Here is an 11647-nt window from a genome sequence, read left to right as displayed (position 1 = left end):
ACGGAGCTAAGGGCTAGGATCCCCCAGGTAGGGGATTTTTCCGGGTGGCATCCCTGGGTATTTTGGTCTAGAGTTGAGGACTATGGATCACAGCAAAAATTACATCACCCCCGAAGGTCTAGCAAAACTCCGCGCCGAGTATCAAGAGCTCATGCATGTCGAGCGTCCTAAGCTTGTCGAAGTTGTTGCATGGGCTGCGAGCAATGGAGATCGTTCTGAAAATGCGGACTATCAATATGGCAAGCGTCGCTTGCGTGAGATTGATAAACGTGTGCGCTTTTTAACGAAGCGAATTGAAGATGCCGAAGTTGTAGATCCAAAAGTGATGAAGGGGCCCACCGTACTTTTCAGCGCCACTGTGACTTTGCTCAATGAAGATGGCGATGAAATAACCTACCAAATTGTGGGTGAGGACGAATTCGATCCCAAACAGGGGAAAATTTCATGGAAATCACCAGTAGCGCGTGCGTTATTGGGCAAGAAATTGGGGGATGAGGTCAAACTCGTCAAGCCCTCTGGTGAAGACTATGTAACTATCGAGAATGTCGTATATAAATAAGAATTTCAGATTCTGTCAGGTAGGGGTTGTTTCTATTCATTCTATGAATTTCGTTATTCATAACAGTATTAATATTTGTCTTTGTCCGCACATTTGATAGAAGCAATTTAAGCACATAAATGGATGGGGGGAAATTCCATGAAGGCTTTTAGCAAACTTGTTCTATTGTCTCTGACCGCAACTTTGGTGATCTCAACTGCCGAAGCAAAAAATAAACATGGCAATAATTCTAGCCAAGAAGAAACAGTTTCGTTTTTCAATCCAACTGCAGGGGATGCAATGATTGTAAGAGCGGTTGAAGGTAAAAAAAGAGTGAACTTCGTAGAAGGTTCAGGAATGGTTGTGATTCAACTTTTGCCAGATGACAACAGTGGTTTAAAGCATCAAAAGTGGGTTGTACGTCTTTCTAATGGCAAGCTTATGCAAGCCGTGTATAATTCTGACATGTGCCCACGCGTTCCAATTAAAGTTGGCGACGTAGTAGCAATGGGCGGAATGTTTTTATGGACTGAAGTAGGAGCAATGCTTCACTGGCTTCATCACGATCCTCGCGGCAATCGCCCAGATGGTTATGTGATGGTTAACGGAACATACTATTGCAAAGACTAAAGCTGATTTCATGTGAAGCTCCATTCTGGGCCGCTAGCGGTCACGGACAAACTTTGTGGGCGCACTTTCTGAAATCACCTGAGCTCGAAAATCTCGGACAAAATTTTGAAGTCGATCTTCCTGACGGGGATCGACTTTTTTGTTTTTATCATCAGGGTCACACGGGGGTTGTGGTCAGTCTGTATCACGGTCTCTCTGGGGACGTTTATGCGGACTATATGCAAAGGACGGCGATTCTTTGTCGACGTCTGGGGCACACGGTGGTTTTGGTTAATCACCGTGGCGCCGGTCACGGAGCACATCACGCCAGACATCCTTATCATTCCGGCAGAGCGGAAGATGTCTCTGAAGTTTTAAAAGTTTTACGTTCGAAATTCCCGGGACAAAAGCAAATCACTATTGGTTATTCAATGAGCGGAAATATCGTTCTTTGTTTGCTGGGGGGCTTTCGCGGTGAAGAAAAGCCCGATGGTGCGATCACCGTCAATGCTCCGATCAATCTTGCGGCAGGCTCGCAGCTTTTAAAAACAGGCTTCAATCGAGTTTATGACGCTCGATTTGTCCATCGCCTTCGCGAAAATATTAAAGAGAAACATCGTACCGGGTTGATTGCAAAGCGCTACGAGATTCCATGGTGGGCGACCATTCATGACTTCGATCAAATCTATACGGCGGATGCAGCAAACTTTAGAGACCGTGAAGACTACTATGAACGATGTTCGGCGAAAAACTATCTATCTAAGATTGAAACTCCAACTTATGTTTTAACTGCAGCCGATGATCCTTTTGTGGCGGTGCGAGAATATCAAAAGTCAGTCTTCCCGAAGAATATCCAATTGCATATTGAGCCCCGGGGAGGTCATTTGGGATATCTCTCCAAAATGCCAACACCCCTTGGAACAAATCGTTGGCTGGATTACTACTTGAATGAAGCTTTGCAGGCGATGACTGCTACTTTAGGCGTCGAATCAGGCGCCAACGCTCACTCCATACAGAGTAAGATTTTGAAGTGACGCCAGAATCATAGACGGGAAGTTCAATGATTTTGAATGAATGAATGGCATGGCATTTTTGGATTGCCGCGGCCAAATACCACCCACTGATTTTATTTTTCTTAAGTTCCGGGCGAAGTCTGTTCCAGGATTGTTTTTTGAGAGCGATCACTTCACAAAGCGGATCTTGAATGTCTTCAGGACTTTTACCGCGCAATAGATCATTGAAGAAGTGCTCCGTGCGAATGCGCGGGCTGGAGGAGGATGTAAAAGGGCTGTCCTTCCGACGGTAACGGTCCCCCCAGCAAATGTCGATCTGGTCTTCACCGACCAGATGTTGCCAAAGCTTGAAAACGTCACCCAAGGGTGAGGCCATTTCTGGGTTCACCACGAGCAAATATTCAGAGCGTGCTATTTCAAACCCCAGCATCAGACTTTGGGCCCGACCGAGGTGTTTCTTGTTTTGGTGAATGTGGATGCGCTCTTTTTCAGGAGAAAGACTTTGTTCGGTTTGCAGCAACTGCAAACTTTGAGTGGCATTTTTTTCGACCACCGCAATCACTTCATAGTGGACGGGAAACTTGGCAAAGAAGCTGCGCAAATCACGCAGGAAGGCCGGAATTAAGGCCGCATCCTTATTGAGATACATGATCATAGAGCAGTGAGGAGTTGACACAGAGGATTCCACCTTTACCATAAGTAGCTAATGAAATTAGCAGCGAAATCATCTCAGGTCACGAAATACTCGCGATACGTTTTATGGCTTGTCATTCTTCTGACAGCTATCACCACTCGATTTTTTGAACTCACGAATAAACCTATTCACTTTGATGAAAGTATCAATGGTTGGTTTGTTTTGCAGATGGGCAAGGTGGGTTTTTACAAATACGATCCGAACAACTATCACGGCCCTTTGTATTTTTATATTTTGCAGTTTTTTGAGTTTCTTTGGGGGCGCAGCATCGCCACTCTTCGTGCCGTGCCTGCGACATTTGGCGTTCTGAGTGTGATGCTGTTCAGTTTTGGGTTTTTGCGTTCACGACTTATGCAGGGAACGGCGCTGTTGTTGGTCTTGCTCAGTCCCGCATTTCTTTTTTTTGGACGATCGGGAATTCATGAGATGCCTTTCGTGTTCTTTCAAATGCTCTTTGCTCTTGGAATATTGCGCTGGGGTGAGGAACAAGATAACAAGTCCTTGGATCTTCTGCTGGTGGGCTTGTTTGGGATGATGACCCTTAAGGAAACTTTTGCGTTGACCATTGCCTCCTTTCTTGTGGGAATTTTATTTTTGGGACCCAAGGAGTGGCGTAAACAACTGTCCTGGCAGAAACTTCGCGATGCTTGGAGTGTTGGAACAACGGCCCTAGTGGCATTCTTGTTAATTTTCTTTGTGGCCTTCTTCACGGGCTTTATGCGCAACCCTTCGGGGATTTTGGATTTCGTTAAAGCATTCCTGCCGTGGATGAAAACGGGAATGGGAGAAACCGGTCACAACAAAGAATTTTTATATTGGGTGAAGACCCTGTGGGTGGCGGAGCCCTTAGCCATAATCGGCATCGTGATGGCTTTCGTGGGGCTCTTTATGAGGGACGCGCCTTTGCGCTTGATGAGCGCTTTTTCACTGACTCATTTGTTGCTGTATTCTCTGATTCCTTACAAAACAGTGTGGTGCATTCTTTCCTTGGTGTGGGGTTTTTATTTTGTCCTCGCTCTGTTTATACAAAAAGTTTGGACCGACAGGCCCCAATACAAATGGGCCTTCGTGGCGATCCTCCTGGCGGTGGCACCTCTGCAGCTTCGCAGTGATTATGAGGCCGTTTACCGTGTCCCGATTTCATTTCAGCACCCTTATGTTTATGTGAATTCGACTTATGAGCTCAAGAATTTACAAGAGTTGATCTTGGCAAAGTTGGAGGAAAAGCCAGAATTGCGTTCGCAAATCATTCAGATTGGAATGAAAGAACAATGGCCTTGGCCGTGGGTTTTGCGTTTCCTGTCTGGAGTTCGTTATGATTTGTGCGGTCGTACTGTGCAGCCACATGCTTTGGTTTATTTATGCGACAATCAAGATCGTTTGACCGTTGAGGCAGAGCTGTCAGAACGCTATATGAGAATAGCCATTCCTATGCGTCAGTCTAAAGAGACTTCTTTGGTGTACTTACAAAAAAATATCTTTGACGGAAGTTATCACGGCGACTACGAACTGGTGGGACCTGAGGGAGACATCAAATGATCCATGCGGTATTAATGAGCCTTGTCGTTGCCCACGCTGCACCTGCAAACTCTGTCGTGCAAAAAGTTGATCTACAGAAAGATTTGAAGTCCTCTGGATTCGTAAATCTTTACGAAACTGAATCGGTCAAAAAAGCGGGTAAGCTGTCACCCTTGGCGCAGCTTAAAAGTTTCGAAATTCAATTGAAGTGGAATCAGTGTGCAGAACTTGCGCCCAGAGTTTTCACTTCTCAAAAAGAAGTTCGTGGGTGGGTGGCTCTGACGTGGTTGCATTGCTTGTCGCAGGTAAAACCCAAATCGTCGGCAGCCGAGACAAAGGCATTGGCGGCGATAGCCAAGAACAAAGAGTTGTTTCATGAAGGCCCATGGGCTCAGGAGCTTTGGCAAACCTGGGTAAGTCGTGAATTGGACCGTCTTGAAGTGGAAGTGAAAAATAAAAATAAAAGTGCGGAACATGGTATCGAGCAAATCCTCGATCCGGTTGCCGATCTTACCAAGGATCAAAAGTCAGAGGCCTATCAGCTATTGGGGGATTTGGCTTTAGCACGTAATGACTATAAAGAAGCACAGTTTCTTTATGAAGAGGCGCAAGCACAGAAGGATTCTAAATATATCTCAGATAAGTTGGAGTTTCTGGCAAAGACGCAGGGACAGGCTTTGGTGGCAAAATCCTCCGCGCCGTCTGTGGAAGCGACTGGTGAAGATGGCAAACTCGAAGAGCGCATTCGTCAAAGTTTAAAACAAGGCGACTTGATTCCCGCACTGAAGGACTGTGTGGCATTGTTGAATCAATATCCTGGAAGTCGTGCGGCTCGTCGTTTGAAGGATAAACCTTTGGAGATCTATAACTCCATCAGCGATGCGAATGTCGAAACGAAAGCTTTGCACGAAATGAGAGTAGCGGATTCTTCAAGACTTCTAGATTGGGCGCAATCGTTGCATCGTCGGCTGGATTATGAAGGCTCTTTGGCATTGGCCCAAACAGCGTACGAAAAAAATCCTCAATCTCCGACGGTAACCAGCAGCTTGTGGGTCGCGGGAAGATCGGCACACTTTCTTGGAAAGTATGATGAAGCACTGGATTTTTATAATAAATTGATCACTTTCAATAGTGGCTCGGATGAGGCCGCAGAAGCTCTGTTTCGCTCTAGTTTGATCTATTATCGAAAAAAAGATTACACCAGTGCTTCAGCTTTGTTGGAAAGACTCTTGCTGCAGTCCCGTGATCGTTACGATCTGAATGGCCAATATTGGCTGGTGCGTTCTTTAGAACAAACTAATAAAGAGCGTGCGCAGAAAGCGGCGCAAGTACTGATCGATAAGTATCCGTTCTCTTACTATGGTATGCGCTTGAAGGCGGAAGCCAATGGCGGAAAGCTCACTTGGCCGGAACAAAAAGGCAAAGCTCCGGTTTTGGCTTCAGAAATTTTCTTGGTGGGTGCTCAGAAGAAAACTTGGACACGTTTCAATATTCTTTCTGAGGCAGGGTGGACCAGTGAAGCTCATATCGAAGTTCAAGAAGGCCCCTACATCAAAGATCCCACATTGAAAGTGCGTTTTGCGCAGAAACTTTCAGAGCGTCATCAATACTTCACCGCGATTCGCATGCTGAATGATGCCCTTGAGGCGGATCCGAGCCTGCGTCGTGAAGAGTATTTGAGAATTGGCTATCCGTCGGTTTTTGCCTCTTTGTATGCGAAAGAATCGACTCGCTATGGAATTGACCCTGTGCTTTTGCGAAGTCTGACTCGCCAAGAGAGTGGTTTTAATATGCGTGCCGTGTCGACATCCAACGCTTTGGGGCTGATGCAGATGATCCCGCCCACCGCTCAGGAAGTGGCTAAGAAGCTGGGGCTGCAGGTCAGTTTGCCAGACGATATGTTCCGTCCTGAAGTAAATATTCCCATGGGTTCGTTCTATGTTTCCCAGATGTTAGACCAGTTTCAGGGCAATGTGCCCTTCGCTTTGGCGGGGTATAATGCAGGACCCCATCGCATGAAATCCTGGCTGGACGGACGAGACGAGGTGAAGGCCTTGGTCAACCAGCCATCCAGTGCTCCGATTGATGAGCTGTGGTTTGATGAGTTGCCTTGGAATGAGACCAGCTTCTATGTGAAGGCAATTCTTCGAAACGTCTTGATCTATAGAATGCTCGATAAAGAGTCTTTTGTCGTGAGCCCCGTCCTTTGGCAGGATTTGCTGAGTAAAAAGGCAAAATAAAGAGGATGTTTTATTGAAAAAGTCCTCTTAGTTTTGTAGCCTGAAATCTGTGTCAAGCGGAGGACTCATGAGGAGACTTTTAACAATGAGTGTGATCCTGGCTTTGTTGTCAGGATGCGCCCACAAGGATTTGGGCAAAACCACTAACGCGGCTGAAACTGATGTCGAAATGAAGGACATAAGTTCGTTTCGTTTATCAGATCCTGAAGGCCCTAAGGTCGTGGACCAAGAGTTGGAATCTATTCCAACGGAAGTAAATCCTTTGGTGGAAAAATGGATTACTTATTTCCAAGGTCGCGGTCGCGAACACATGGAAAGATATTTGGCGCGTTCTTCTCGCTATGAAAAGCTGATGAAGAAAGTTCTGCGTGATAACGGTCTTCCTGAAGATCTTTTCTATATCGCATTGATTGAGTCTGGCTTCAGCTCAGCGGCAACTTCGCATGCAGCAGCTGTGGGTTACTGGCAATTCATCCGTGGCACAGGTAAACGCTACGGTTTGGAAATCAGTCCCTTTGTTGATGAAAGACGTGACCCGGTATTTGCCACTCAAGCAGCGGCTGAGTACTTCAAGGGTCTCTACAGCGTATTCGGTTCTTGGTATTTGGCGATGGCGTCTTATAACGTTGGTGAAAACCGCGTAAAGCGCGAAGTGATGAATCACTACACTCGCGATTTCTGGGAATTGGCTCGTAAGAAAAGACTTCCTGCGGAGACAATCAATTACGTTCCTAAATTCATCGCGGCGAAGTTGATCGCGAAAGAACCAGCAAAATACGGCTTCGAAGATATCGACTATCTTCCACCTATCGAGTTCGATCACATCACTGTGAACAAACCGGTTAATCTTCGTCAGATGGCTGACAAGATGAGCTTGAACTACGAGGACTTCAAAGCATTGAATCCAAAGTTCAAAGGTGAGGTTGCTCCGGTTAAAGGACAAGAATTGGTTCTTCGTATTCCACCAGGAACAAATGAAGCGGCGATGGTAGCGGCGAATGCAGCCTTCGTAGACCAAGTTCAGTTCGTTGCTGACCAAGGTGACACTCAGTCTTATAAAATCCGCCGTGGCGATAATTTGAAAACAATCGCTCGTCGTTACCGCACTTCTGTAGCTTACCTTCGTGATCTGAACGATCTTCCTCGCAAGACTCGTTTGAAAGTTGGGATGAGCATTTATGTTCCAGATCGCACTCCGCTTAAAGACAGATCTGATCGTAAATCGACTGCCAATGTAGCAAAGCACGATTCTTCCGGTAAGAAATCTTCGGCTTTGGCGGGTATGGACAATGAAGGTGGACGTTACCACATCGTGCAAACAGGTGAGTCTTTGTTTACGATTGCTCAGAAATACTCAACAAGTGTTTCTCAGTTGCAGAATTTGAATAACATCAAAAGACGCAGTAAATTGAAATTGGGTATGAAATTGAAACTGCCAGTTTCCGGCAACCCAAACAGTTCTTCGGCTCGTGAAGTGGCGAAGAATAAAGTGCATGTTGTAAAAAAAGGTGAAAGCCTTACAGACATCGCTTCAAAGTACAATGTGGCGATTTCAAAGATTCAAGCTCGCAACAAAATTAGAAATCCTTCCTCACTGATTGTGGGGGCAAGGATCACGATCCCAGCGGTTGAATCTAACGAGAATTAAAAAAAAGCCCGAGAGATCGGGCTTTTTTTATTTCAAAATCTGGAAGTAGAGTAGCACCATGGCAAAAGAAAATGAAAATCCGTCTCAGGCAATTAAAGATATTTTTGAAAAACGCGTGAAGCGCAACCCACGCTATTCATTGCGGGCCTTTGCGCGCGATCTGGGGACTTCGGCAGGACGCCTTTCTGTGATCATGGCTGGTAAAGAGCAACCTGGCGATCGCTTCAATGCGAAGGTTCTTTCTGGTAAGGCTTTGACGGCTGAAGAAATGAAAATTTTTTCGAACAGCTTGCGTTCCTCCAAGGGGCTCGATGAAGAAAGTGTGGAACAATTTCTTGAGTTGAGCGATTACAATTCTAAAGAGCTCGATACAGTGGAAGTGCATGCAATCCTGGCCTTGTTGCAAACTCGAAAAGATAATGATGATCCACAATGGATTGCCAAGAAGCTGGGATACAGTCTCAGCACGGTGAAAAAAAGCCTCCAGGCTTTGGTGGATCACAATATCATTGTTCATCGCGGAAAAGGTTACCGTCAGAAGATTTCGGGAATCCGCTATCATAACAAGCACAAGGATCCTCAGCGCGTCAGTGCGGCTTATCGGGATTATCTTATGCAAACTGTACCGACAATCATGGAACAAAGTCGCGAGCATACTTTGTTTGGAACTTTCGTGGTTTCTTTGGATAAGAAAGACATCCCGAAGGTGCGAAAACTTTTGGCTAATGTATTTGACCGTTTGCATGCGATGTCCGAGAAGGGCGAGCGCACCGAGGTTTATAATCTGAGCGTTGTGATGCAATTGATGTCCAAGCTTGAATAATTAGGTATTGCCAAGGCCCTGTCTCAAAGTGAGACAGGGCCTTTTTTTTGCACCTTGAAGGTCTTGAGAGGTGCTTGTGCGATTTTCTATTCTATCCCTTTTAGCGATTTTGCTCTCAGCTCAAAGCTATGCGAGCCCGTCAATTAACTGCGAAGAGAAGCTTTTGCGCTCTGTAGGAAAAATCTATTACAACAAGCACAGCACTGCCGAAACTTGGCATGGAACGGGTTTTTTTGTGCAGTCCTGTCTGATAGTTACCAACGCCCATGTTGTGCTCGGTCGCGAAAAGATGATCGTGTACTCGCAGGTGTTGTCACGCATCCCCGAGATGGAGATGAAGGCCGTCAATGAAGTGAATGAAGAAGTTCGAACTCATGATTTAGATTTTCAATTGCGCACAAAAAATTTTACCACTTCTATGAGGGAAGTGTTGATGATCAATCTTTATGACGATGTCGCAGTTCTAAAAGTAAGTCCCTGCAGCGAAGGTCAGACGGAAGTGCTCTCACTTTATGCGGGCTCAGAACCTCCTTCTGAAGGGGTGGCACTGCTGACGGCGGGATTTCCTTCTAAGAATTTGGAAGCCGATCCCGTGCTTCGTCAGTGTTCGATTCAACAGATGACGGCTTCAAATATTTTGCATGACTGTGATACTGCTCCCGGGCAATCGGGCTCACCTCTGGTGCTTGCGGACACTTGTCATGTAGTGGGTGTTCACAAAGAGGGGGCTCGCGGTTTGAAGAAAGCCGCCTATGTTGAAAAGCTCATTCGTAGAATTCCTAACTAAGTCGTTTTCTATTTTTCGTGGCGCATTATGGAACACCTCTTGCTGAGCCCTTTTCTGGGGTTACAGGAGGGAACAAAATGCACCACCAAAGTCTATTGAAAAGAACAGGTCTGACCTTGTTGTCAGTCTTAGTCGCGGTTTCTGCACATGCAGAGCCAAATGAAAACATTCAACAAACTATCACTCGCACAGCATCTCAAGGACAGCTGCTGCAAGCTAAGCTTGTGAAGAACGCCTATCGCCAAGAGCCTTATCAGGACACCTACACCGTGCAGGTTCCTTATGACGTCACAGAGACTTACTACGTTGATGTTCCTTATCAGGATCAAGAAGCTTACACAGATTATGAAGACTATTACTCCAACGACTACATCTGTCGGGACTACACGGAGTATGAGCAAAGATGTCGCACAGTCCGTGAGTGTGACAATGCTCCCAATGTAGGAATTGAGCGCGCAGCAGTTGATGACGTGATCGGTCGCCCTCGTGATCCTGGAGCCGATCCGGGACCAGCGCCTTATCCAGGCAATGGCGGTGGAGGTCCGATTCGTCCTGATCCACGCCCACCAATTTGCCGTGACCGCCAGGTTTGTGAAAGTGTTCCTGTCACAAGACAACGTTGCGGTTACGAGCAAGTTCGTCATCAGCGCGCGGTTACAAAATACAGAACTGTGACTAAATACCGTTCTGAAGCACGCACTCGCACCGTGACTCGCTACCGCAATGAGGAACGTTGCTGCGTCACCCGCTACCATGATGTGTTTGATCACCAATGGGGCTTGGATGTTCAAGTGCAATTCCCACAAGGAACAGAGCTGAACTCTGCAGAAGTTGAAAAATTCAAAATTGAATTGATCGGTTCTGAAGCCGCTCCCGATATTCGTATGACACCGGTGTCGACTGTTTTCGGTTATAAAGTTGCAAACAAAACCGTGGAGCGTGGCCTTGTGACGATCACTCTGGAGCAGGTCGCTCGCTATAAAGATGAAGATTTGAGAGAGAAATCTTTGCAGAACTTCACGGCTGTTCCGACGCCAGCGGGGCTGATGTATAAGTTCATAGATAATGCGATCTATCCGCGTGTGGCCAGCCGTCACCAATTGGAAGTGCAAGATGCGATCACTCACGAAGTGGTGACCCAATCAGAAATGCGCCCTCATTTGCAATCACAGGTCAATGGCGATTTGGCTGTGAACTGGGATTACACACGCAACTACGAAGTGGTTCTCAGAGTTCACCGAGAGGGGATGGTCTTGGAAAACGGAGTTGTAGATTTCGAAATCCGTCAGCCACTGCAAATGATTTTGGACATGTCGGCTTTGAAAGACGAAAATAGAATTCTTCCAGGTATTTCAGGATCTGCTGAGAACGCGCGGGTTCTGATTGCTGACAACACAGTTCCTTATTCAACGGTTTCAACCAGATACTATGTCACTTTGATTCGCAAAACGGTTCTGGGTAAGAACGCAGTCATTGCGGAAAAAGGTTTCTCTCGCACGTCATTAACGGCGGGCAGTGATGGGGCGTTTGCAATCAAGATCGCTGATTTTGGTGCGAAGTCTTCTGACATTAAGAGCTATTTGAAGTCCGGTTCAAAAGTGCAAGTGGTCGTGCAAGTGGACCGCGTGACTTCTGATGGACAAAAAATTCAGTTCTGGAAATCTGCAAATGTAGAGATCCGATAGAAAGTCGCGACACCAAAACCACTTCCGGCGCCGGTGTCGCGGGCCGTTTTTATCAAGCAAAAGGTGCCAGGCACCTTTTGCTTCACTCGAGG

10 protein-coding genes are annotated in these 11647 nt (G+C 46.4%); 9 read left to right on the top strand and 1 reads right to left on the bottom strand.

Translation table 11 applies throughout. From position 1 onward, the window contains the following. Positions 1–82: 82 nt before the first annotated feature. The 3 genes from greB to NWE73_RS16015 all read left to right on the top strand — a co-directional run bounded on the left by greB (position 83) and on the right by NWE73_RS16015 (position 2181). A complete protein-coding gene (gene greB / locus NWE73_RS16025) occupies positions 83–559 on the top strand; it encodes a transcription elongation factor GreB (RefSeq protein WP_277579367.1) in 477 nt (158 codons plus the stop codon). A gap of 138 nt (positions 560–697) precedes the next feature. Further along, positions 698–1168: a DUF3465 domain-containing protein gene (locus NWE73_RS16020; RefSeq protein ID WP_277579366.1), complete on the top strand. Its 471-nt coding sequence runs from the start codon at positions 698–700 to the stop codon at positions 1166–1168. Next, positions 1156–2181: a YheT family hydrolase gene (locus tag NWE73_RS16015; RefSeq protein ID WP_277579365.1), complete on the top strand. Its 1026-nt coding sequence runs from the start codon at positions 1156–1158 to the stop codon at positions 2179–2181. The genes NWE73_RS16020 and NWE73_RS16015 overlap by 13 nt, the downstream gene beginning before the upstream one ends. On the opposite strand, the gene NWE73_RS16010 is transcribed toward NWE73_RS16015, so the two are convergent. Further along, positions 2120–2836 (bottom strand): glycosyltransferase family 2 protein, encoded by a 717-nt coding sequence (locus tag NWE73_RS16010; RefSeq protein ID WP_277579364.1) that lies wholly within the window; start codon positions 2834–2836, stop codon positions 2120–2122. The two genes, NWE73_RS16015 and NWE73_RS16010, sit on opposite strands and share 62 nt — an antisense overlap. A 30-nt stretch (positions 2837–2866) precedes the next feature. Here NWE73_RS16010 and NWE73_RS16005 point away from each other — a divergent pair, with 30 nt between their 5' ends. The 6 genes from NWE73_RS16005 to NWE73_RS15980 all read left to right on the top strand — a co-directional run bounded on the left by NWE73_RS16005 (position 2867) and on the right by NWE73_RS15980 (position 11555). Beyond that, entirely contained in the window at positions 2867–4393 is a 1527-nt protein-coding gene (locus NWE73_RS16005; RefSeq protein WP_277579363.1) for a flippase activity-associated protein Agl23, read from the top strand. Further along, on the top strand, positions 4390–6612 hold the full coding sequence (locus NWE73_RS16000; RefSeq protein WP_277579362.1) for a lytic transglycosylase domain-containing protein: 2223 nt from the start codon (positions 4390–4392) through the stop codon (positions 6610–6612). Before NWE73_RS16005 ends, NWE73_RS16000 begins: the two co-directional genes overlap by 4 nt. Positions 6613–6679: 67 nt before the next feature. Beyond that, positions 6680–8260 carry a LysM peptidoglycan-binding domain-containing protein gene (locus tag NWE73_RS15995; protein ID WP_277579361.1) on the top strand — a complete coding sequence of 527 codons (1581 nt, stop codon included), beginning with the start codon at positions 6680–6682 and terminating at the stop codon, positions 8258–8260. 58 nt (positions 8261–8318) lie between these two features. Then, the gene (locus tag NWE73_RS15990) at positions 8319–9083 is read left to right on the top strand and encodes a TIGR02147 family protein (RefSeq protein WP_277579360.1); all 765 of its coding nucleotides are present in this window, start codon (positions 8319–8321) and stop codon (positions 9081–9083) included. 76 nt (positions 9084–9159) lie between these two features. Next, positions 9160–9870 (top strand): trypsin-like serine peptidase, encoded by a 711-nt coding sequence (locus NWE73_RS15985; protein WP_277579359.1) that lies wholly within the window; start codon positions 9160–9162, stop codon positions 9868–9870. 77 nt (positions 9871–9947) lie between these two features. Beyond that, entirely contained in the window at positions 9948–11555 is a 1608-nt protein-coding gene (locus NWE73_RS15980; RefSeq protein ID WP_277579358.1) for a hypothetical protein, read from the top strand. The last annotated feature ends 92 nt before the right edge of the window (positions 11556–11647 follow it).

Source organism: Bdellovibrio svalbardensis (assembly GCF_029531655.1).
GTDB lineage: Bacteria > Bdellovibrionota > Bdellovibrionia > Bdellovibrionales > Bdellovibrionaceae > Bdellovibrio > Bdellovibrio svalbardensis.
The sequence above is the reverse complement of the archived record's forward strand: the minus strand, read 5'-3'. Positions and strand labels throughout refer to the sequence as shown.

Coding starts and splice junctions, on each gene's coding strand:
- greB (WP_277579367.1), top strand. CDS start 83: ATGGATCACAGCAAAAATTACATCACCCCCGAAGGTCTAGCAAAACTC.
- NWE73_RS16020 (WP_277579366.1), top strand. CDS start 698: ATGAAGGCTTTTAGCAAACTTGTTCTATTGTCTCTGACCGCAACTTTG.
- NWE73_RS16005 (WP_277579363.1), top strand. CDS start 2,867: ATGAAATTAGCAGCGAAATCATCTCAGGTCACGAAATACTCGCGATAC.
- NWE73_RS16000 (WP_277579362.1), top strand. CDS start 4,390: ATGATCCATGCGGTATTAATGAGCCTTGTCGTTGCCCACGCTGCACCT.
- NWE73_RS15995 (WP_277579361.1), top strand. CDS start 6,680: ATGAGGAGACTTTTAACAATGAGTGTGATCCTGGCTTTGTTGTCAGGA.
- NWE73_RS15990 (WP_277579360.1), top strand. CDS start 8,319: ATGGCAAAAGAAAATGAAAATCCGTCTCAGGCAATTAAAGATATTTTT.
- NWE73_RS15980 (WP_277579358.1), top strand. CDS start 9,948: ATGCACCACCAAAGTCTATTGAAAAGAACAGGTCTGACCTTGTTGTCA.